This is a genomic window from Amycolatopsis sp. NPDC000009, from assembly GCF_055563465.1.
The window spans coordinates 224,912-245,164 of sequence record NZ_JBVHDI010000012.1 but is presented as its reverse complement, the minus strand read 5'-3'; the positions used below and the strand labels follow the sequence as shown (position 1 = coordinate 245,164).

The window sequence follows — 20,253 nt, the reverse complement described above, 5'->3', positions numbered from 1 at the left end:
GACCGTTCGTCGCTTGCCCGAATTCGCCGATCAAACGGTGACGAATTCGCCCGGGCTAATCACTTCTCCCGGCCCAATGCTCCCCCGAATGTGCAACTTGCAACTACGCTGCGTTATTCGGCAACGCGAGTTCACCCGGTCGCCGGGTACCGATCGGTGCCGTCGGGTCAGAGTCGCTCCAGTCGCGTGCGCAGAGCGTCAGCCTCCGGGCGGCCGAGGCCGACGAGGATGGGCAACGCCCGGTCGTAGAACCGCCTGGCCTCGTCGGCGTCGCCCTCCGCCTCGGCGATCTCGCCGAACGCGGACAGCGCCCTGGCGACCTCGAACCTCGACCCGCTGGCCTCCATGGTGGCCAGCGACGCTTCGAGTTCGGCTCGCGCGGCCGCGAGGTCCCCGGCCGCGGTCAGGGCACGGCCGAGTTCGGTCCGGGCGCGGGCCACGTTGTACGGATCGGCGGCCAGTACCTCGCGAGCGCGGGTGAGGTGCTCGATCGCGGGCTCCGGCCGCCCGGCCTTGAGCTGGGTCGAGCCGAGGTTGATCAGTGCGAGCCCGACGTCGTGCGCGCGGTTCTGGCGTTCGCTCAGCCGGTGGTCTTCGGTGAACCACTTCACCGCGTCTTCGAGCCTGCCCTGCGCCAGCGCGACCAGACCGAGCCCTTCCACCGACCGGATCTCGACGACCTCGTCCCCGGCCTTCCGCGCGGCTTCGCGGCCGGCCTCGTAATGCGCGACGGCCTCGTCGTACCGGCCGCTGCCGCGGCAGGCGGCGCCGCTGCGGTTGTGCATCAGGGCTTCGGCGGAGGCGTTGCCCCAGGTCCGCGCGCACCGCACGCCGGCCTGGCTCACCTTCAGGAAGTCCGGATAGTGCTTGCGCAGCAGGAAGAGCGGCCACATCGCGGCGGCGAGCTGCCAGCCGAGTTCCGGCAGCTGCCACGTTTCGGCGGTCTCGACGGCGGCGATGAGGTTCTCGCGTTCCCGTTCGAGCCAGGCGAGTTCCTCGTCGGCGGACTCGAACGAGACCGGCGTCGGCGGCCGGTATTCGTACCGGTACGGGATCGGATCCTGGTCGGGGACCGTCATGACGGTGGTCTTGGAAGCCGTGAAGAGGTACCACTCGAGCATGCGGCGCACCGCGATGTCGCGGTCGTAGGAGTTACCCGCCGTCTTCTCCTTGGCGTGCAGCCGCGCGAGGTCGTGGAAGGTGTACCGGTCGTCGCCGCGGTCGATCAGCAGGCCGACGTCGACGAGCTGGTCCAGCAGGTCTTCGGCGACCTCTTCGCGGACGGCGATCGACGCGGCGGCCACGCCGACGCCGAAGTCGGGGCCGGGATGCAGGCCGAGCGCCGCGTACAGCGCGGCCGCGTCCGAGGGGAGTTCGTCGTAGGAGAGGTTGAAGCTGGCTTCCACCGATTGCGCTTCTTTCGTCGAGAGCGTGGCCAGTCGACGATATTCCTTCCCCAGCTCGGTGGCGATCTTCTCCAGCGACATCTTCGGCCGCCCCGCGAGCTTGGCGCTGACCGTGGTGAGGGCGATCGGCAGGCCGCCGCACAGCTCGGCGATGGCCCGCGCCTGCGCTGCTTCGGCGCCGACCCGCTCCTCGCCGACAGCGCGTCCCAGCAGTTCGGCGCTGTGCGTGGAACCGAAGGGCGCCAGCTCGACCAGCCGCGCGCGATGTTCGGTCTGGAGCCTGCCCAGACGGCGCCTCGACGTCACGATCACGAGGCTTTCGCCGCCGGCGGGCAGCAGCGGAAGCACCTGTTCGGTCGAACCGGCGTTGTCGAGCAGCACGAGCAACGGCCGCTCGGCGGTCGTCGTGCGGTAGAGCGCGGTGAGCTCCTCGACGTCCGCGGGCAGCCCTTCCGGCGGAACACCCAAGGCCCGGAGGAACCGGCCGAGCGCTTCGCTCGCGGAGAGCGGGCCGTTCGTGCTGAATCCGCCGAGATCCGCCCAGAGGTGCCCGTCCGGGAACCGGTCGCCGAGGTGCCGGGCCCACGCGGTGGCCAGTGCCGTCTTCCCGATCCCGCCCTGACCGCTGATCAGGTGCACCGCCGGTCCGTCGGTGTCGTTCTGGGACAGGAGCTTTTCGAGCAGCGCGAGTTCGGCCGTGCGGTTGGTGAAATGCGCGGGGGCGGGCGGGAGCTGACGTGGCCCCGAACTCACCTGTCTGGTGAGCCTCACCGCCGATCGCTGGCGCGGTACCTGTGGCGTGCTGACTTCACTTTCACCCGGCAACGGGCCGCCCATCTACCTTCCCCTCTTCGGGTTAACCCCAGCGAACGCGTAGAGCATCCCGGCGTAGGTCCGGCGAGGACAGCGAAATCGGTCAAATGCGGCCGGATGGAGCAAGGTGTGTAACAGCTCCCGAAAAAGTCGTGCCGGTGATGTCGAGACCGGCCCGGCGGCTTCGTCCCCGGGGCGGACGCGGCCGGAGTGGCCGCGCGAACCGGAGGGACGGACATGCGCAAGCTCATCGTTCAGCAGTGGGTCACCGTCGACAACATCGCCGCGGAGGAGGACGGCGGCCTGAGCTTCGTGTCGGGAGAACCCTTCTCCGAGAAGACCGAGCCCGCGTTCAAGGCGAGCGTGATGGGGCTCGTCGATTCGGTCGACACGATGATCCTCGGCGCGAACACCTACGCCATGGCCAAGGATTACTGGCCCCACGCCGAAGAGCAGGGCGAATACGGCGAGAAGGTCAACAACCTCACCAAGTTCGTCGCCTCGTCCAAACTGGAAACCGCCCCTTGGGGCGGTTTCCCCGCCGCGACCGTGACACGCGACCCGGCCGCCACCGTCCGCGAGCTCAAGGAACAGGACGGCAAGAACCTGTGGCTGTGGGGAAGCTTGACCCTCATGCGGTCGCTGATGGACGCCGACCTCGTCGACGAGGTCCGGATGATGGTCTGCCCGGTGTCGCTCGGCAAGGGGACGCGCGTCTTCGAGGATCGGCGGGAGCTGAAGCCGATCGAGGCCACCGCGTTCGAGAACGGCGTCGTGATCCTGCGGTACGCGGTGGAGAACTAGGTGACAGATTCCGCGAAGCCGGCGTGTGCCGGGCAGATCATGACCACCGCTGTCCACAAGGGACACTTAGCCGTCCCCGCATGACCGATTTGAGCGCTTTGTTCCGGGTCGTGAGTGGCAATGATCGTTCTAACCCTCTTTGCCACTCACGACCCCTTGACGAAACTTCGCATAGTGGCAACGAGCCGAGTCTGCCCAGCTGCGGGTCTGGAACCGCCTCTGGCCACCGGTCGAACTAGGTCGTCGGGACGACCGGGGCTCGCGTGAGGACGACGGCGAAACCGAACGCGAGCCCCATCACCGTCAGTTCCAGCGTCGCCCACGCGGCCAGCGCCGTCCGGTTGTGCCGGATGATCCGCGGCATCAGCTTCCAGCGCGTGTACGCGCCGAGGCCCGCGATCACGCCGGTGCACAACAGCTTCAACAGCACCAGTTGCCCGTACGGCGTGGTGAAGATCCCTTCCCAGAAGCCGAGCGACGGGTTGAGCGAGATCTCGATGAGCCCGTTGAACAGCCCGGTCGCCGCGCCGAGGACCAGGCACAGCGTCGCGAGTTTGGAGAACCGCGGCAGGGCGTGCGCCAGCAGCGTCCGGTTCCCGACGAGCAGCACCGCCATCGCGGCGAGCCCGCCGGTCCAGGCGACGGCGCTCATCACGTGCAGTTCCATCGAGATCATCGTGTAGTCGTGGTAGTTCCAGTTCGACGCGTGCCCGGTGACCGGCAGGGGCAGCAACGCGAACAGGCCGAGCCCGACGCGGACCTCGGCGGGCACCTTCTCGCCGTGTTTCAGCGCGAGGACGCCGAGTCCCGCGTGCAGCAGGGCCAGCAGCGCCACGATCAGCAGCGCCTTCCCCGCACCGACGTCGGCGATGTAGCTCCCGACGTCCGACATCGACAGCGTGCTGGAACCCGGGCGGTATTCGGCGGTCTGCAGGATCAGCGCGACGAGCGCGGTGGTCGCCCAGACCAGCGCGGCCGCGACGCCCGCGGGCCGCGCGATCCGCATGATCGGTTCGGAGAGCTTCGGCCGGTCGTAGCCGACCAGTACCGAAAGCAGCGCCAGCCCGATCGTGGCGACCGCCGAGATGTCCAGCAGCACCCGCACGATCGGGATCGAGACCGAGACCACCTCGCTGACCTGCGCGACCCCGGGGACCGGGGCGGTGGCCGTCAGCGCGACACCGATCAGGGCGCCGACGATCCCCGCCGTCACCAAACAGAACAGGACGGCGACGCGGGCCCGTGAGGTGGTCTCGGCCTGGGTCATGAGCCGCTCTTCTCCTTGTCACCCGCGCCGGTGCGCAGCGCGACGGTCAGTCCGACGGCGAGCAGCACGACGGCGCCCGCGATCCACACCCAGATCGGCACGCCGGACGAACCTTCGCCGCCGGTCGCCGGGGCGGTCTCGGGCTGACCCGCGTTGCTGCGCGCGGCGTCGGCGCTCGCCGGGGTCCCGGTGCCCGCGGCGGTGAGCGTGAACGGCACCTCACCGGTCACGGCGTGCCCGTCCGCGGACAGGATCCGGTAGCCGATCTTGTATTCGCCCGCCGGGCCGAGCGGGCGCAGCGGCACGGTCACGACGCTGTCGCGGACCTCGACCTGGCCTTCGGCCCACTGTCCGCCGCCCGGTCCGATGACCGCGATCTGGTTGACGTTCGCGTTCTGGACGTACTGGTCGAACGTGAGCGTGACCTTCGCGGGCCCGGAGGCGATCGAAGCGCCCTTCGCCGGGTCCGAGGAGATCAGGACGTTGTGCGCCAGCGCCGGGGTGGCGGTGGCGAGCCACGCCACCCCGGTGATCGCCAGCGCGACGATCGCTTTACGCATTCACTTTCCTTCGGTGTCGCTCTTGCCGGTGACGGCGGTGGCGCGGCGGGCGCGCAGGGTGGCACCGGCGCCGACGCCGAGGCCGAGCGCCCCGACGACCAGGCCGGCGCCGCCGAGCCAGCGGGCGGTGTTGTCGGACGACGAGGACGCGTGGGCTTCCTCGGACGTGGCCTTGGAATCGGTGCCGTGGCCGCCGCCGTGTCCGTCGGCGCTCTTCTCGGCGAGCTTCACCGTCGGCGCGGGGTGCTCGGGCTCCTCACCGGAGGCCGGGGTCGGCTGGTTCCACTCGACGACCTTGCCGTTCTCGTAGGTCTGGGTGGCCGGGAACTCGATCGTGTCGACGTTGGTCGGGAACTTGCCCGCGCTGATCTGGAACTCCTGGAACTCGGTGGACCCGGCGGCGATCTTGTTGCCGGGTTCGGCGGTCCAGGAGACCTTGGTGACGGCCTCGGTGATCTGCGTACCGGATTCGGTGGTCACCGGGGCGGGCAGTTTGGACTTGACGACCTCGGCCTTCCAGCCGGGAAGCGGCTTGGCGCGCACGGAGCTGAGCGCGTACTCGGGCTTGAGGGTGATCTCGACCTTGGTGGTGCCGGCGTCCTTCTCCTCGTTGGGGACGCGGAAGAAGATCGATCCGTAGCCGCCCTTCGACGGCTGGGGGCCGTAGACGTTGGCGGTGACGTGGGCCGAGGCGATCCCGGCCGAGAGCAGGCCGGCGATGCCGACGGTGGCGGCCAGGAAACCGGCGCGCTTGAAGACGTGCTTGGACACGAAAACTCCTGAACGTGAGTGAGCCGGCGGGCTCGGGGGCCTCGCCGATTACGGGGGATGAGCTGGGTTCAGGAGAAGAGCGGCGGGCCGCGCCTGCCGTGGACCCGGCGGAGGTCCACGCGGACGAGGTGGCCGGGCCCGGCCGGACGGGCGAGCACCGGGGACGCCACCGCGGCGGGCACCGGGAGCGCGTTGAGGATGAAGGGGACCAGCGCGCGGAGGCAGGCGAGGACGCCGAGCAGCAGTCCGTCGGCCTTGGCCAGCAGCAACGCGGTGATCAGCGTGGCGACGACGTGCCCGACGGTCATCGCGAGCCCGCCAGAGAGCGGCGCGGGTCCGTCGTGTGGCTGGTGACTGCTCAGCGAACTGAGCACGAGGTGCATCACGACCTGACCGGCGCCGAGATCGACGATGGTGGCCATCGGGCCCCGGGCCTTCGCGGCGAGCGCGGCGGCGTTCCAGCCGATCAGCACCGTGAGTAACAACGTCATCGCCGTATCGGGGAGATCGCCGTCCCCGATCATGTGAGCGGTCACGGCCAGGGCCGCCGAACTCACGCCGAGCAAGCCACCACGCACAGCGCGTAACGCGCTTCGGTGATGGCTGCCTTTACTCACGGGTGAAGGGTATTCGACGCACGTCCGGGTGGTCGATGTCCTCCCGGCTGGTGAGCAGCGGGAAAGACGGCGTGTGCGTTTGCCCGATCAGGCCGGATCGGGCAGGTTGGCGGGATAAAAGCGGTACTGATCAGGGTTGGCGTAGCTCCGTTGAGGGTGGTGGCGGGGCGGGGTGGGGTTTGACCGCGCGGCTTTTGGGTAGTCAGGCTCCCGATACAGCTACTCCGAATGGGTGAGGAGTCTCACCCAGAGGCGGCGGGAGAACCAGCACGCGATGAACCTCTTCGAGTACATCTCGGATCGGTGGGACAGACTCGCCCTCCAAGGGCTCCTCCATGTCAGCGCGGTCGTGCAGTGCACGATCCTGGCCGCCGTCCTCGGCGTGGTGATCGGCGTCGCCGTCTACCGCAGCCCGATCGGGTCGGCCGTGGCCACGGCACTGGCGAGCACGATCCTCACCGTCCCCTCCTTCGCCCTCCTGGGGCTTCTCATTCCGGTGTTCGGCCTCGGCGCGAACACCACCGTCATCGCCCTCGTGCTCTACGCGCTGCTGCCGATCGTGCGGAACACGATCGTCGGGCTGAGCGGGGTGGACCCGGCGGTCAGCGACGCGGCGCGCGGGATCGGCATGAGCCGGTTCGGCGTGCTGACCAGGGTGGAGCTGCGGCTCGCCTGGCCAGCGATCCTCGCCGGGATGCGGGTCGCGACGCAGATGCTCATGGGCATCGCGGTCATCGCGGCCTACGCGAAGGGCCCGGGCCTCGGCTCGGAGGTCTTCTCCGGCCTCACCAACGCGGGGAGCACGAACTCCCTCAACCAGGCCTTGACCGGGACGCTCGGCGTGGTCGTCCTCGCACTGGTCCTCGACGCCGTTTACGTCCTGATCAACCGTTTGACCGTCTCTAGGGGTGTCCGTGGCTGAGTCTCCTGAAACCGTATCCGGCGTCGAAATCGAGCTGGAGAACGTCACGAAGCGCTATCCTGGCACCCGGGAGCCCGCGGTCGACGACTTCTCGATGGTGGTGCCCGCGGGCAAGATCGTGGTCTTCGTCGGCCCGTCCGGCTGCGGCAAGACCACGACCATGCGGATGATCAACCGGCTGATCGAGCCGACGTCGGGCCGCATCACCATCGGCGGTGACGACGCGCTGAAGCTCGACGTCGACACGCTGCGCCGTCGCATCGGCTACGCGATCCAGCAGGCCGGGCTGTTCCCGCACTTCACCGTCGCGCAGAACATCGCCGTCGTGCCCGGCCTGCTCGGCTGGGACAAGAAAAAGGTCAACGATCGGGTCGAGGAGATGATGGACCTGGTCGGGCTGGACCCGGCCGATTTCCGCGACCGGTTCCCGCGGCAGCTGTCCGGTGGGCAGCAGCAGCGCGTCGGCGTCGCGCGGGCGCTCGCGGCGGACCCGCCGGTGCTGCTGATGGACGAGCCGTTCGGCGCGGTCGACCCGATCACCCGCGGCAACCTGCAGGACGAACTGCTGCGGCTCCAGACCGAGCTGAAGAAGACGATCGTCTTCGTCACCCACGACTTCGACGAGGCCGTGAAGCTCGGCGACAAGATCGCGGTGCTCGGCAACCAGTCGAAGATCCTCCAGTACGACACCCCGGACGCCATCCTCGCGAACCCCGCCGACGACACCGTCGCCGGTTTCGTCGGCGCCGGTGCCTCACTGAAGCAGCTGACGCTGCTGCGGGTCCGCGACGTCGAGCTGAAGCAGGACGCGCTGACGGCGACGGTGAGCGAGTCGCCGTCCGAAGTGCGCGAGAAGCTCACCCAGCAGCGCAAGCATTTCGTGCTGGTGCTCGACCAGCGCCGCCGTCCGATGCGGTGGGTGCACGTCCGCGAGCTGGCCAGGGCGACGTCGCTGGCCACCGCGGGCAAACCGCTGCGTGACTCGGTCAGTCTCCAGTCGACCCTGCAGGACGCGCTCGAAGCCATGCTCGCCGAGGGCGGCAGCGTCCCGGTGACCGGCGCGCGCGGCGAGTACGCCGGGACGATCGAGCTCGACACCGTCATCTCGACGATCCAGCAGCTGCGCGAGGAGCACTCCGACGACAGCCCGGCGGAAGGTGTGACCGCATGACGGCCGCCGTCGATACCGGTTTCTCCACCGAGTCCTCGTCGAGAAGCGCCGAACGGGTCCGGCTGTTCGCCCAGCCCGCCGCGGTGCTGCTGATCGTCGCCGGGGTGCTGATCTGGGTGTTCAGCAGTGACCTGTCCGCGACGGAGAAGGAGACCCTCAACGCCGCCGGGCTGTTCGCCGCGCTGCGCGACCATCTGGCGATGACCGTCGTGGTCACCGCGATCGTGGTCGCCGTGGCGGTGCCGCTCGGCGTGCTCGTCACGCGGCCGTGGGCGAAATGGGCGGCGCCGGTCTTCCTGGCGGTCGCGAACATCGGCCAGGCCGCGCCCGCGCTCGGTGTGCTGGTGCTGTGGTTCATCGTCACCGGCGCCACCGGCGGCCTGTGGGTGGCTTCGCTGCCGCTGGCGTTCTACTCGCTGCTTCCGGTGCTGCGGAACACGATGGTCGGCCTGCAACAGGTCGACCCGTCGTTGATCGACGCGGGCCGCGGGATCGGCATGTCGGCCTCCGGCGTGCTGTGGCGAGTCGAGTTCCCGCTGGCCATCCCGCTGATCCTGGCCGGTCTGCGGACCTCGCTGGTGCTGGCCGTCGGTACGGCGACCTTCGGCATGTTCGTCAACGCCGGCGGTTTCGGCCTGCTCATCGACACCGGCTACAAGCTCAACCTGACGAAGGTGCTGATCACCGGCTCGGTGCTCGCCGTCGCACTGGCGCTGCTGGTGGACTGGCTCGGCGCGGTGGCGGAACAGTTCTTCGGACCGAAGGGACTGCGCTGACATGCGACGTCTGAAAGCACTGTTCGGCGCGGTCCTGTTGTGCGGCACGCTTTCCGCGTGCGGGCTGGAGGTCAACACCGCGCTGCCGTACAAGATCGAACCCGGTTCGATCCAGCCCATCGAGTCGCTCAAGGGCGTCAAGGTGACGGTGGGGTCGAAGGACTTCACCGAGAACATCATCCTGGGCTACATGGCCGAGATGGCGCTTTCCGCGGCGGGCGCGGACGTCGTCGACCTGACCGACATCAAGGGCTCGAACTCGTCGCGGCAGGCGCTGCTCGCCGGGCAGACCGACGTCACCTGGGAGTACACCGGCACCGGCTGGATCAACTACCAGGGCAACGAACTCCCCGTCCCCGGCGGGGAACAGGCCCAGTACGAAGCCACGAAGGCGGCGGACGAGGCGAAGTTCGGCGTCACGTGGCTGAACTACTCGCCGCTCAACGACCAATACGGATTCGCGGTCACGGAGGCCTACGGCGAGGCGAACAACCTGAAGACGACGTCGGACCTGGCGGCGTTCCTGAAGCGGAAACCGGACCAGAACGTGTTCTGCCTGGAGACCGAATTCACCAGCCGCCAGGACGGTTTCCCCGCCGCTGTGCGGGCGTACGGGTTCCAGAATCCGGTGATCAAGAACTTCGGCATCGGCACGATCTACTCGGCCGTGGCGAGCGGGACCTGCCCGATCGGCGAGATCTTCACGACCGACGGCCGGATCGCCGGGCTGAACCTTCGCGTCCTCGAAGACGACAAGAAGGCGTTCCCGCAGTACAACGCCGTGCCGACACTGCGGACGGAGTTCCTGAACCAGCACCCGGAACTTCGCGGACCGCTCGAAACCGTCGCCGCGGCCATCGACAACAAGCAGATGATCGAGCTGTGCAAACAGGTCGACGTCGACGGCCGTGACCAGGGCGAGGTCGCCTACGAGTGGATGAAGAAGAAGGGTTTCATCAAGTAAGGCCTCGTGAGTGGCTAGGACGGTTAGAACCGTCCTAGCCACTCACGAGCAGGTCAGATGCCCAAGCGGTGCAGCAGCTTCCCCTCCAGCTGGTCCAGCTCCCCGGCCACGGCCCGGTGCGCCGCCTTCCGCCGCGCGGCCGGCATCCGCTCCGAAGCGCGAACGGTCGCCGAAAGCTGCTCCAGCGTCCCCTGGGTGTCCTTCGCGAAGGCCGCGTCGGCGTCGGTCGCCTTCGCGGACCTCTTCAGCTCCGCGAGCCCCTGCGTCAGCCCCGCGATCCGCGCGTGCAGCGCGGCACCGCGTCCGCTGTACTCGCCGAGCTGGTCGACGGCGACGCCGAGCTTCTTCGCTTGATAACGGTCGTACAGCTCTCGCGCGGCACCGGCCGCTCGAACGGCGTACGGCGCGATCACCGGCAGTACGGCCGGTCCGAGCACTTTGGCCACCGCGACGGCGTTCTTCGCCTTCTTCGGGGTAAACCTGCCTTCGCCCTCGACGGCTTTGGCCTTGCGCGCCATGGCACCTCCCACGCTGTGTCACAGACGAACTTACTGGTCCCCGATGTGGCGGGCATGTCGGCTTGCCGGACGCCTTCTAGAGTGTTGTCTGTGAGTAACGAGGTGCTACTGGACGCGGGAGCGGTGAGCCGCTGCCGGCGTCGCGTGCACCTGGAACACGATCCGGCGATGCGTGAGGTGCCGCTCGCCCCGCCCGACCCCGCGGCGCAACAGCGGATCGCCGACGCCTCAGCGCATCGCGAGGCGATCGTGCAACGCCTCATGGAGGCGACGGGACCCGACGCGACCTGGGTCAAGATCCCCCGAGATCTCCCGGCCGCCGAGCGTGTGCAGCTCACCGAAGAGGCCTTCGCCGCCGAAGCGCGCTATATCTGGGGCGCGCTGCTTCCGGTGGATCGCGCCGGTCACCGGCGTGGCGGCTCCGAACTCCTGGTCCACACCGGCGACGGATACGTGCCGGTGCTGGTCGTGCGGCACCGCATCACCGACCGCGGCGCGGGCGCGCCGACCACGGTGATGACCGACCTCGACCCGGCGAACCGGATGCCCGACCCGGCACGAAAGGTCCGCTCGCAGCCGCGGGACCAGATGCGGCTTGCGCACCTCTACCGGATGCTCGAAGCGCTCGGGAAGCACGAAGGGCATCGCGCCGTCGGCGGCGTCATCGGGCTCGACGCGGACGTCGTCGTCTGGCACGACCTGTCCGCGGCCACCTGGCCTGGCGGCCGGAGCGCGCTGACGGAGTACCAGAGCCGCTTCGCAGACAGGCTCGCCATCGCGACCGCCGCCGCCGAAGGCGAGGAGCCGCTCGCCGAGCCGTCCCGCGTCCTCGAATGCCGGCGCTGCCCGTGGTGGCCGACGTGCGAGGTCGTGCTCACCGAAACGCGCGACGTCAGCCTGGTCGTCCGCGGCGAGGACGCGATGGAGCTCCGCCGCGCCGGAGTGTCCACAGTGGACAAGCTGGCCGCGCTCGATCCGGCCGACGAACCGCCGCCGATGAACTGGACCGGCGGCACGTTCGCCGACGCGATCATCCTCGCGCGCGCTTGGCTCGCCGATCTCACGATGGTGCGCAAGGTCGACCGCGTCGAGGTCCCGCGCGGTGACGTCGAGGTGGACGTCGACATGGAGAGCTTCGGCGATTCCGGCGCGTACCTCTGGGGTTCGCTGCTGACGGGCGCCGACATCGGGATGGAGCAGGGCTATCGCGCGTTCGCGACGTGGGAGCCGCTGCCGACCGCGGACGAGGCCCGGTCGTTCGCCGAGTTCTGGGCCTGGTTCACCGAAGTCCGCGAGCGCACGCTCGCCGCGGGCCTGACCTTCCGCGCCTACTGCTACAACGCCCTCGCCGAGAACCGCTGGCTCTTCGGCTCCGCCGACCGGTTCGGCGAGTACCCCGGCGTACCGAAGAAGGCCGAGATCGCGTCCTTTGTGGACTCCGAGGAGTGGATCGACCTCTTCCGCTCCGTCACCGACCAGTTCCTGTGCTCGCACGGCAAGGGACTCAAGGTCATCGCCCCGGTCGCCGGGTTCGCGTGGCGCGACCCGGAAGCGGGCGGCGAGGCGTCGATGAGGTGGTATCGCGACGCCGTCGGCATGGACGGCGGAGTGCCGGACGCCGCCCAGCGGGAGCGCCTGCTGCGGTACAACGAGGACGACGTCCGCGCGACGCACGCGCTGCGGAACTGGATGACCGACCACGCGCAGACGTCCGTGCCGTACATGAACGACCTCTGATCACCCCGGCGCGGGGACCTTGCGATCACCCGTGTTCTTGCGGATACTCGTAGACGAGTACTCGTCAACGAGGAGGCGTCGTGAAACGGCGGAAGGTCGCGAATCTGCTGGCGCTGGCGATCCTGTCCACGCTGAACGAGCGGCCTGCGCATCCGTACGAAATGGCTTCGATCCTGAAGAGCCGCGGCAAGGACCGCGACATGGGGATCAAATGGGGCTCGTTCTACACGGTCGTCGGCAACCTGCGGAAACACGGCCTCATCGAGGCCGCCGAGAGCGGCCGCGACGGCGCCCGCCCCGAGCGCACGGTGTACCGGATCACCGACGCCGGCCGTGCCGAAATGCTCGACTGGCTGCGTGAACTGCTGGCCGAACTCGCGCCGGAGGAGCCGAAGTTCGTCGCCGGGCTGTCCGTGCTGGGCTGGCTGGGGCCGGACGAGGTGATCGCCCTGTTCCGCACCCGGCTGGCGGCGCTGGACGAAGACATCGCGTCGACCCGGGCGGAGCTGGCGCGGCTGCTGGCGGAGATCCCGCGGCTGGTGCTGCTCGAACTCGAATACCACCTGGCGATCCGAGTGGCGGAAGCCGAATGGGTCCGCTCGATCCTCGGAGAACTGACTTCCGGCTCGATGCCCGGCCTCGCCGAATGGCGGGCCCTGGTGGCCGAAAGGGGGAACACCGGCTAGCCGAAAGAGCCCCGGCGAGGTGTTGCAGCACCCCGCCGGGGTGACGATCCCGCAACCGGAACCCGGCCACGAGACGGCACTTCGAGGATAACCGGGCTCCGGGAAACCAACCTGGAGTGACCATGTCGGACATCAAGGACAGGAAGCGGTTCAAGCTCATCCCGGAGATGGGCGGTGCGCTGGCGCGGAACTACGCCCGGCAGCGCGGCACCGGACCGCAGATCGAACTCTGGCGGACGCAGGCGCGGGAACTCACCGCGAACCTGCCGGAAGGCGCGAAGATCCTCGAGGTCGCGTTCGGCCCGGGCTACTTCGCCGTCGAGCTGGCGCGGCTGGGGTTCTCCGTCACCGGACTGGACGTCGCGCCGACGTTCGTCGAGATCGCGAGCGAGTACGCGCGGGCTCAGGGCGTCGAGGTCTCGTTCCGCGAGGGTGATGTCGCGGCGATGCCGTTCGACGACGAGACGTTCGACTTCGTCGTCTGCCAGGCCGCGTTCAAGAACTTCGTGTGGCCGGTGAAGTCGCTCGACGAGATGCACCGCGTGCTGCGCCCTGGCGGCACCGCCGTGGTGCAGGACATGAACCGGGACGCGACCGACGGCGACATCGTGCGTGAGGTCGCGAGCATGAGGCTCGGAAAACTGGCGGCTCTCGGTGTGCGTCAGGCGCTCACCGGGCTGCGGCGGCGGGCGTACACACCCGTCGACTTTGGCGGGCTGGTCGCCGAAACCGCGTTCCGCACGGGCGAGATCTCGGCGTCGGGCATCAGCCTGGACGTCCGGCTGAAGCGCGACTGAAAGGAGCTGAAGGGGACTTTCCCCGCGTCTCATGCGAGGAAAGTCCCCTTCGGGTCAGCGAGGAGCCATACGCAGCGAGCCGTCCATCCGGATGACCTCGCCGTTCAGGTAGTCGTGGTCGATCAGCGACAGCGCGAGCTGCGCGTACTCGTCCGGCCGCGCGAGCCGCTTCGGGAACGGCACGCCCTCGGCCAGCGAAGCGCGGAACTCCTCGCTCACCGTCGCCAGCATCGGGGTGTCGACGATGCCCGGCGCGATGGTCAGCACACGAATGCCGTGCGACGCGAGGTCACGCGCGGCGGGCAGGGTCATCCCGACGATGCCGCCCTTGGACGACGAGTACGCGACCTGCCCGATCTGGCCGTCGAAGGCGGCGACCGACGCGGTGTTGATGATGACGCCGCGCGCGTTGTCGGCCAGCGGCTCGGTCTTGGCGATGGCCTCGGCGGCCAGCGTCAGGACGTTGAAGGAGCCGATCAGGTTGATCTGGACGACCTTCGCGTACAGGGCGAGGTCGTGCGGGCCCTTCTTCGAGAGGATCCGCGCGGACGGCCCGATGCCGGCGCAGTTCACGACGGTCCGCAGCGGCACCCCGGACTCGGCGGCGGTCGCGACGGCGGCCCGCACCTGCTCCGGATCGGTGACATCGGCCTCGACGTAGGTGACGTTCTCGATCTGCTCGGCGTTCTCGATGGCACCGGCGAGGTCCAGCGCGAAGACCCGCGCGCCCTTCGCGGCGAGCGCCTTCGCGGTCGCGCCGCCGAGCCCGGACGCGCCACCCGTGACGAGCGCCGCGGTATCGGTGATCTGCATGTTCTCCCTTTCGTCGACAACCGTTCATAGGTTAACGCTCGTTCGCATCGGGCCCGGGTGGGATGGCTCACTCGGGGTGCGCAGCATGTCGTGAGGAGTATTCGGACCTGAAGCATTCCGTTCGTTTGGAGGTCAACTCCGGCTGTCACCTTCAGCAGCATGAGCGCTGCTCGGATCGTGGTGGTGGGGACCGGTTACGTCGGATTGACCACGGGAGCCTGCTTGGCCGGCCTGGGGCATCGAGTCACTTGCGTCGATGTCGACCAGGCGAAGGTCGCAAGGCTCTCCGCCGGACGGGTGGACATCCTGGAGCCGGGATTGTCCGAGCTGGTGTCGAGGGGACTGACCAGCGGAAGACTCGAGTTCGTGGTCGGCGCGCGCGACGCCGTCCGGGACGCCGAGGCCGTTTTCCTTTGTGTGCCAACGCCGATGGGTGCGGGCGGCTCGGCGGACCTGCGGGCCGTGGAGGCCGTGACCACCGAGATCGGCGACGTCATCCCGCCGGGATGCGCGCTGGTCACCAAATCGACCGTCCCGGTGGGGACGTCGAAACGCATCCAGGCGATGCTCGGCCGCACGGACGTGCCGGTGGTGTCGAATCCCGAGTTCCTGCGTGAGGGCACCGCGGTGGAGGACTTCCTCGGTCCCGACCGGATCGTCGTCGGCTCGGACGACGTCGCGGCCGCCCGCTGGGTCGGCGATCTCTACGCCGACCTCGCCGCGCCGGTCGTCGTCGCCGACGCGGCCAGCGCCGAACTGGTGAAGTACGCGGCGAACTGCTTCCTCGCGATGAAACTGTCCTATGTGAACTCGATCGCCGAACTGTGCGAACGACTCGGTGCGGACATCGACCTGGTCACCGAAGGTATGGGCTACGACCGGCGCATCGGCCGCTCGTTCCTCAAACCCGGCCCCGGCTGGGGTGGCTCGTGCCTGCCGAAGGACACCAGCGCGCTGGTCCGGGTCGCCGAATCGGTGCAGTACGACTTCACGCTGCTCACCTCGGCGATCGAGGAGAACATCGCGCAGCGCGACCGGATCGTCGCGAAGATCGCCGGCGCCGTCGGCGGCACGCTGGCCGGTTCGCGGATCGGCGTCCTCGGGCTGGCGTTCAAGGCCGGGACGAACGACCTGCGCGACTCGCCCGCCCTCGCGGTCGCTTCCGTGCTGGGCGCGCTCGGCGCGGAACTGACCGCCTACGACCCCGCTGTCGGCGGCCACATCGACGGAATGACCGTCGTCGACGACCCGTACCAGGTCGCGAAGGCGGCCGACGCCGTCGTCGTGCTGACGGAATGGGACGAATTCAAGCGGCTCGACTGGACGTACATGGCCGAGCAGATGGACGGCGACTCGGTCGTCGACACGCGCAATCTCCTGGACCCGCAACAAATCTTGGACGCCGGGCTGTCGTGGCAGGGCGTCGGGCGGCCGCGGGCGGCGCTGCGGCGGAAGGTCGCCGTCTCCTGACCCAACCTGTCTCCCTGGTGTCCTGAACGACCCTTTCAGGACACCAGGGAGACGAGCTTCATCAGCCCGTCCACGACCTCTTCGGCCGTCGGGCCGTTCTCCGGGTCGAGCATGTGCTGCAGCATCACGCCCGAGTTCAGGGCCGTGGCCACCGCGCCGATCCGCCGCTCGTCCGCCTCGGTGAGGGTGTCCTCGTCGATCCCCAGGATGCCGGCCGCCATTCCCCGGCGGCCTTCGCGTTGCGCGGCGGCGAGTTGTTTCCGCAGCTCAGGGTGATGCTCGGACTGGACGAACGCCTCGATCGAGGCGATCCACAGCTGCCGGTTGCGCCCGTAGGAGTCGATCATCGCGCGCCAGGACGCCGCGTACTGCTCGGACGGCGAGGCGTCGGGGTCGACGGCGCTCATCATCTCGACCTGGATCTCCCGGCCCCAGTCGTCCATCGCCTGCGAGAACGCCGTCAGCAGGAGGGCTTCGCGCGATCCGAAGTGGTAGCCGATCGCCGCGTGGCTGACCCCGGCCGCCGTCGCGATATCCCGCACCGTCGTGCGTGACCAGCCTTTTTCCTTCAAGCACTGGATGGCGCCCGCCATCAGGTCCTCGCGATTACCCATGCCCCGGGATCCTAGGCCACACGGTTTATCCACTTGGTTTAACCAAGTGGATTGACCAAGCGTGCAAATCTGCCGTACGGTCGCTGCCATCACCACGAACCCCAGGGAGCAGCCATGACGACCACCGTTCTGATCTCCGGCGCCGGCATCGCGGGCCCGGCCCTCGCGTTCTGGCTGCGGAAGCGCGGTTTCGCGCCGACCGTCGTCGAACGCGCCCCGGCCCTGCGCGAAGGCGGCAGCGCGGTCGACTTCCGCGGCGAGCAGATGGCCCTGCTGGAGCGCATGGGAATCCTCGAGGACATCCGCGCGAACGAGACCGCGATGGGCGCGCAGGTCATCGTCGACGTCCGGGGTAAGAAGGTCGCCCAGATGCCGTCGGTCTTCTTCAGCGGCGAAGTCGAGATCGAGCGCGGAGATCTGACCCGCATCCTCTACGACCACACGAAAGACGACGTCGAGTACGTCTTCGGCGACTGGATCACCGCGCTGGACGAGGTCGCGGACGGCATCGACGTCGGTTTCGCCCACGGCGAGCGGCGCAGATTCGACCTGGTCGTCGGCGCGGACGGGCTGCAGTCGGGTGTGCGGCGGCTGACCTTCGGCGAGGAAGAGCGATTCCGTACCGACCTCGGCTTCCACGCTGCGGGCTTCACCGTGCCGAATCACCTCGGCCTCGACCATCTCGGCCAGATCTGCAGCGTCCCCGGCCGCACGGTCATGGTCGCCAGTGGTCGCGACACGTCGGCCCTCAACGTCAGTCTCGTCTTCGCTTCGGAGTCGCTGGAGGTGCGTCGCCGCGATGGCGACGCGCAGAAGAAGATCCTTGCCGACCGCTACGCCGACTTCGGCTGGGAAGCCCCGACGCTGCTGGAAGGCCTCGGCGACGTCGACGCGCTGTACTTCGATTCGCTCAGCCAGATCCACCTCGACAAGTGGTCGCAGGGGCGGGTCGTGCTGCTCGGTGACGCGGCCTGGTGCGCGGGGCCGGGCGGTTCGGGCACTGGCCTCGCGATGATGGGCGCGTACGTCCTGGCGGGCGAACTCGCCGCCGCGCAGGGTGACCACGAGGTGGCCTTCGCGCGCTATGAAGAGAAACTGCGTGGTCCGGTGAAGGTCTCGCAGAAACAGGCGGCCGGCATCGGCACGTTCCTCGCGCCGAAGACGCGGTTCATGGTCGGCTACCGGAACTTCCTATACCGGGTGCTGGGCTCGCGGCCGATGACCAGGGTGTTCACGTGGATCACCTCGCGGGCGGCGAACGCGGCGACGCTGGAAAACTACGACGCTCCGGTGGCCGCGCGGGGATAGTTTCAGTGGGTGATGGAGGAGAAGGAGTTCCGGAAGGTCTGTTACGAGGCGGCCCGGCGAACGCGTGGCCGGGTCGTCCGGTTCGTGCCGGGCGATGTGGCACGGAACTTCAAAACCGGCGAGATCGCTTATGACCATCGAACCGTCGCGGTGTTGTGGACACAGGACTGGGACGAGGGCGGAAGGCGGGAGATCGTTGGCATCGCGGACGCGTCCATCGGCTACGGATCGATCACCTTCGTCGACGAGCCGGGACTGCTGGCTGTCCTGAGAGAGCTTCTTCCCGAGCACCGGCTGTACTCCCGGGCCGAGCTCGAAGCGCCGATCGACATCACGGCACCGCGCTGGAAGAACCACTACGGCGTCCAGTACTGGCGGCCCGACAGCATCGGCGAAGTCCTCTTCAGCTGCTGGGACTGAAAAAGTAGTTAGCAAAGCGTAGTATCACCGTCGTGTTCACGACCAGGCCGGAACTGGCCGGCACCCACGGCATGGTGGCATCGACGCACTGGCTGGCCTCGGCCACCGGTATGGCGGTGCTCGAAAACGGCGGCAACGCCTTCGACGCGGCGGTGGCCGCCGGGTTCGTCCTGCAGGTCGCCGAGCCGCATCTCTGCGGCCCGGCGGGGCAGGTCCCCGGCATCTTCGTCACCGCCGCGGACCGGACTCCGCGAGCTCTCGCAGGTCAGGGGGTCTCACCCGCGGCCGCGACGCCGGAGTACTTCGCGGATCTCGGGCTCGACCTGATTCCCGGCAGCGGCTTGCTTCCCGCGACCGTCCCTGGCGCGTGGGACGGCTGGCTGCTGCTCCTGCGGGATCACGGCACGAAGTCCTTGCGTGACGTGCTCGGTTACGCGATCTCGTACGCGCGGAACGGAATTCCGCTGGTCAGCCGGGTCGGCGACACGATCCGCGCGGTGCAGGACCTGTTCACCGGGCATTGGCCGACGTCGGCGGCGCTCTGGCTGCCGGACGGCAAGCCCGCCGAAGGGCTGCACCGCAACCCGGCCCTCGCGGACACCTGGGAGCGGCTGGTCGCCGAGGCCGAGTCGGTCAGCGGCCGGGAGGCGCAGATCGATGCCGGACGCAGCGCGTGGTCGCAGGGTTTCGTCGCCGAAGCGATCGAAGCGTTCAGCCGCAAGGCTTTCCGTGACGATTCCGGGCGCGATCACGCCGGTCTCCTGACCGGCGAGGACATCGCGGGCTGGGAGGCGACGTACGAGGACGTGCTGCAGGTGGACTTCGGTGACTGGGGCCTGGTGAAGATGGGCGCCTGGACGCAGGGTCCGGCGTTGCTGCAGCAGGCGCGGTTGCTGGACGGCCTGCGCGATGAACTGTCTTATGTGGACGGACTCCCGACGGAACGCACGGTGCACTTGGCCGTCGAGGCGGCGAAGCTGGCGTTCGCGGATCGTGAGGCTTGGTACGGGGATTCGCCCGATGTGCCGATCGAGTTGCTGATCTCCCGTGAGTACGCGGACGCCCGCCGCGCGTTGATCACCGACGAAGCGTCCGCCGAACTCCGGCCAGGAGGCCCCTCGCCGCGCCTGCCCGCGATCCTCGGAAAGCTGCGCGGACTGGAATCCGGCTCCGGTGCGACGGGGGAGCCGACGGTCGGGCCGCTGGGCGAGACTCGCGGCGACACCGTGCACATCGACGTCGTCGACGCGGCCGGGAACATGATCTCGGTGACGCCGTCGGGTGGCTGGCTGCAGTCGAGCCCGACGATCCCGGAACTGGGCTTCTGCCTCGACTCGCGTGGGCAGATGTTCTGGCTGGAACAGGGTTTGCCGAACTCGCTGGCGCCTCGGAAGCGGCCGCGGATCACGCTTTCGCCGTCGATGGGCCTGCGCGACGGCGAGCCGGTGCTCGCGTTCGGGACTCCCGGCGGTGACCAGCAGGACCAGTGGCAGCTGTGTTTCTGGCTGGCGCACACGCTCGGCGGGATGAACCTGCAGGAGTCGATCGACTCGCCCGCGTGGCACACCACCGCGTTCCCGAGTTCGTTCTATCCGCGTTCGTGGACGCCGCGGGAGCTGGTGGTCGAGTCACGGCTCGGCCAGTCCACAATGGACGCTCTCGCCGCGCGCGGGCACGCCGTCGTCGACGCCGGACCTTGGGCGCTCGGGCGGCTCTCGGCCGTGTCGCGTTCCGGCGGCGTGCTTCGCGCCGCCGCCAACGCGCGCGGCATGCAGGGCTACGCCGCCGGCCGCTGACGCTCCAGCCTCGTGAGTGGTAA

The 20,253-nt window shown here is 68.9% G+C and carries 20 protein-coding genes; 12 read left to right on the top strand and 8 right to left on the bottom strand.

Features of this window, described 5'->3' with window-relative positions; genetic code table 11:
- Window positions 1-167: 167 nt before the first annotated feature.
- Entirely contained in the window at window positions 168-2,177 is a 2,010-nt protein-coding gene (locus ACZ3HL_RS28760; RefSeq protein WP_465534727.1) for a tetratricopeptide repeat protein, read from the bottom strand.
- Window positions 2,178-2,456: 279 nt separating this feature from the next.
- Between ACZ3HL_RS28760 and ACZ3HL_RS28755 the strand changes: the two genes are divergently transcribed.
- A complete protein-coding gene (locus ACZ3HL_RS28755) occupies window positions 2,457-3,023 on the top strand; it encodes a dihydrofolate reductase family protein (RefSeq protein WP_465534726.1) in 567 nt (188 codons plus the stop codon).
- Between the two features lie 235 nt (window positions 3,024-3,258).
- Here the strand turns inward: ACZ3HL_RS28755 and ACZ3HL_RS28750 are convergent, their stop codons facing one another.
- From ACZ3HL_RS28750 to ACZ3HL_RS28735, 4 genes are all read right to left on the bottom strand, one after another.
- Window positions 3,259-4,290, bottom strand: a complete 1,032-nt coding sequence (locus ACZ3HL_RS28750; RefSeq protein ID WP_465534725.1) for a copper resistance D family protein — start codon at window positions 4,288-4,290, stop codon at window positions 3,259-3,261.
- Window positions 4,287-4,850, bottom strand: coding sequence for a copper resistance CopC family protein (locus tag ACZ3HL_RS28745; protein WP_465414455.1), 564 nt, complete (start codon window positions 4,848-4,850; stop codon window positions 4,287-4,289). The genes ACZ3HL_RS28750 and ACZ3HL_RS28745 overlap by 4 nt, the downstream gene beginning before the upstream one ends.
- A complete protein-coding gene (locus tag ACZ3HL_RS28740) occupies window positions 4,851-5,621 on the bottom strand; it encodes a YcnI family copper-binding membrane protein (protein WP_465534724.1) in 771 nt (256 codons plus the stop codon).
- A 68-nt stretch (window positions 5,622-5,689) separates the two neighbouring features.
- Entirely contained in the window at window positions 5,690-6,178 is a 489-nt protein-coding gene (locus tag ACZ3HL_RS28735) for a hypothetical protein (protein ID WP_465415013.1), read from the bottom strand.
- A gap of 334 nt (window positions 6,179-6,512) precedes the next feature.
- Between ACZ3HL_RS28735 and ACZ3HL_RS28730 the strand changes: the two genes are divergently transcribed.
- The 4 genes from ACZ3HL_RS28730 to ACZ3HL_RS28715 are packed head-to-tail and all read left to right on the top strand — an operon-like array spanning window position 6,513 to window position 10,071.
- Window positions 6,513-7,160 (top strand): ABC transporter permease, encoded by a 648-nt coding sequence (locus ACZ3HL_RS28730; protein ID WP_007030477.1) that lies wholly within the window; start codon window positions 6,513-6,515, stop codon window positions 7,158-7,160.
- A complete protein-coding gene (locus ACZ3HL_RS28725; RefSeq protein ID WP_465414459.1) occupies window positions 7,147-8,331 on the top strand; it encodes an ABC transporter ATP-binding protein in 1,185 nt (394 codons plus the stop codon). Before ACZ3HL_RS28730 ends, ACZ3HL_RS28725 begins: the two co-directional genes overlap by 14 nt.
- A complete protein-coding gene (locus ACZ3HL_RS28720; RefSeq protein ID WP_465414461.1) occupies window positions 8,328-9,107 on the top strand; it encodes an ABC transporter permease in 780 nt (259 codons plus the stop codon). The genes ACZ3HL_RS28725 and ACZ3HL_RS28720 overlap by 4 nt, the downstream gene beginning before the upstream one ends.
- A gap of 1 nt (window position 9,108) precedes the next feature.
- A complete protein-coding gene (locus tag ACZ3HL_RS28715) occupies window positions 9,109-10,071 on the top strand; it encodes a glycine betaine ABC transporter substrate-binding protein (protein ID WP_465534723.1) in 963 nt (320 codons plus the stop codon).
- Between the two features lie 53 nt (window positions 10,072-10,124).
- Here ACZ3HL_RS28715 and ACZ3HL_RS28710 read toward each other — a convergent pair whose 3' ends face one another.
- Window positions 10,125-10,589 carry a DUF6474 family protein gene (locus ACZ3HL_RS28710; protein WP_125679227.1) on the bottom strand — a complete coding sequence of 155 codons (465 nt, stop codon included), beginning with the start codon at window positions 10,587-10,589 and terminating at the stop codon, window positions 10,125-10,127.
- A 90-nt stretch (window positions 10,590-10,679) separates the two neighbouring features.
- On the opposite strand from ACZ3HL_RS28710, the gene ACZ3HL_RS28705 reads away from it, so the two are divergent.
- The 3 genes from ACZ3HL_RS28705 to ACZ3HL_RS28695 all read left to right on the top strand — a co-directional run bounded on the left by ACZ3HL_RS28705 (window position 10,680) and on the right by ACZ3HL_RS28695 (window position 13,809).
- Complete coding sequence (locus ACZ3HL_RS28705; protein WP_465534722.1) at window positions 10,680-12,326, top strand: TM0106 family RecB-like putative nuclease; 1,647 nt, start codon at window positions 10,680-10,682, stop codon at window positions 12,324-12,326.
- An 80-nt stretch (window positions 12,327-12,406) separates the two neighbouring features.
- The gene (locus ACZ3HL_RS28700; protein ID WP_465414467.1) at window positions 12,407-13,012 is read left to right on the top strand and encodes a PadR family transcriptional regulator; all 606 of its coding nucleotides are present in this window, start codon (window positions 12,407-12,409) and stop codon (window positions 13,010-13,012) included.
- Window positions 13,013-13,134: 122 nt separating this feature from the next.
- Entirely contained in the window at window positions 13,135-13,809 is a 675-nt protein-coding gene (locus ACZ3HL_RS28695; protein WP_465534721.1) for a class I SAM-dependent methyltransferase, read from the top strand.
- A gap of 54 nt (window positions 13,810-13,863) precedes the next feature.
- On the opposite strand, the gene ACZ3HL_RS28690 is transcribed toward ACZ3HL_RS28695, so the two are convergent.
- Window positions 13,864-14,622, bottom strand: coding sequence for an SDR family NAD(P)-dependent oxidoreductase (locus ACZ3HL_RS28690; RefSeq protein WP_465414471.1), 759 nt, complete (start codon window positions 14,620-14,622; stop codon window positions 13,864-13,866).
- A gap of 159 nt (window positions 14,623-14,781) precedes the next feature.
- On the opposite strand from ACZ3HL_RS28690, the gene ACZ3HL_RS28685 reads away from it, so the two are divergent.
- Window positions 14,782-16,092 carry a UDP-glucose dehydrogenase family protein gene (locus ACZ3HL_RS28685; protein WP_465414473.1) on the top strand — a complete coding sequence of 437 codons (1,311 nt, stop codon included), beginning with the start codon at window positions 14,782-14,784 and terminating at the stop codon, window positions 16,090-16,092.
- Between the two features lie 35 nt (window positions 16,093-16,127).
- On the opposite strand, the gene ACZ3HL_RS28680 is transcribed toward ACZ3HL_RS28685, so the two are convergent.
- Window positions 16,128-16,706 carry a TetR/AcrR family transcriptional regulator gene (locus tag ACZ3HL_RS28680; protein WP_465534720.1) on the bottom strand — a complete coding sequence of 193 codons (579 nt, stop codon included), beginning with the start codon at window positions 16,704-16,706 and terminating at the stop codon, window positions 16,128-16,130.
- Window positions 16,707-16,820: 114 nt separating this feature from the next.
- Between ACZ3HL_RS28680 and ACZ3HL_RS28675 the strand changes: the two genes are divergently transcribed.
- Genes ACZ3HL_RS28675 through ACZ3HL_RS28665 form a run of 3 tightly spaced genes read left to right on the top strand, consistent with a single transcriptional unit; the run spans window position 16,821 to window position 20,230 of the window.
- Window positions 16,821-18,014: an FAD-dependent monooxygenase gene (locus ACZ3HL_RS28675; protein ID WP_465534719.1), complete on the top strand. Its 1,194-nt coding sequence runs from the start codon at window positions 16,821-16,823 to the stop codon at window positions 18,012-18,014.
- A 12-nt stretch (window positions 18,015-18,026) separates the two neighbouring features.
- Entirely contained in the window at window positions 18,027-18,434 is a 408-nt protein-coding gene (locus tag ACZ3HL_RS28670) for a hypothetical protein (RefSeq protein ID WP_465534735.1), read from the top strand.
- A gap of 32 nt (window positions 18,435-18,466) precedes the next feature.
- Window positions 18,467-20,230: a gamma-glutamyltransferase family protein gene (locus tag ACZ3HL_RS28665; protein WP_465534718.1), complete on the top strand. Its 1,764-nt coding sequence runs from the start codon at window positions 18,467-18,469 to the stop codon at window positions 20,228-20,230.
- The last annotated feature ends 23 nt before the right edge of the window (window positions 20,231-20,253 follow it).

Excerpts from the sequence above, each read along its gene's own strand:
- ACZ3HL_RS28670 (WP_465534735.1), top strand. The coding sequence starts at position 18,027 with ATGGAGGAGAAGGAGTTCCGGAAGGTCTGTTACGAGGCGGCCCGGCGA.
- ACZ3HL_RS28675 (WP_465534719.1), top strand. The coding sequence starts at position 16,821 with ATGACGACCACCGTTCTGATCTCCGGCGCCGGCATCGCGGGCCCGGCC.
- ACZ3HL_RS28755 (WP_465534726.1), top strand. The coding sequence starts at position 2,457 with ATGCGCAAGCTCATCGTTCAGCAGTGGGTCACCGTCGACAACATCGCC.
- ACZ3HL_RS28695 (WP_465534721.1), top strand. The coding sequence starts at position 13,135 with ATGTCGGACATCAAGGACAGGAAGCGGTTCAAGCTCATCCCGGAGATG.
- ACZ3HL_RS28745 (WP_465414455.1), bottom strand. The coding sequence starts at position 4,850 with ATGCGTAAAGCGATCGTCGCGCTGGCGATCACCGGGGTGGCGTGGCTC.
- ACZ3HL_RS28730 (WP_007030477.1), top strand. The coding sequence starts at position 6,513 with ATGAACCTCTTCGAGTACATCTCGGATCGGTGGGACAGACTCGCCCTC.
- ACZ3HL_RS28690 (WP_465414471.1), bottom strand. The coding sequence starts at position 14,622 with ATGCAGATCACCGATACCGCGGCGCTCGTCACGGGTGGCGCGTCCGGG.
- ACZ3HL_RS28710 (WP_125679227.1), bottom strand. The coding sequence starts at position 10,589 with ATGGCGCGCAAGGCCAAAGCCGTCGAGGGCGAAGGCAGGTTTACCCCG.
- ACZ3HL_RS28715 (WP_465534723.1), top strand. The coding sequence starts at position 9,109 with ATGCGACGTCTGAAAGCACTGTTCGGCGCGGTCCTGTTGTGCGGCACG.
- ACZ3HL_RS28720 (WP_465414461.1), top strand. The coding sequence starts at position 8,328 with ATGACGGCCGCCGTCGATACCGGTTTCTCCACCGAGTCCTCGTCGAGA.
- ACZ3HL_RS28750 (WP_465534725.1), bottom strand. The coding sequence starts at position 4,290 with ATGACCCAGGCCGAGACCACCTCACGGGCCCGCGTCGCCGTCCTGTTC.
- ACZ3HL_RS28680 (WP_465534720.1), bottom strand. The coding sequence starts at position 16,706 with ATGGGTAATCGCGAGGACCTGATGGCGGGCGCCATCCAGTGCTTGAAG.
- ACZ3HL_RS28685 (WP_465414473.1), top strand. The coding sequence starts at position 14,782 with ATGAGCGCTGCTCGGATCGTGGTGGTGGGGACCGGTTACGTCGGATTG.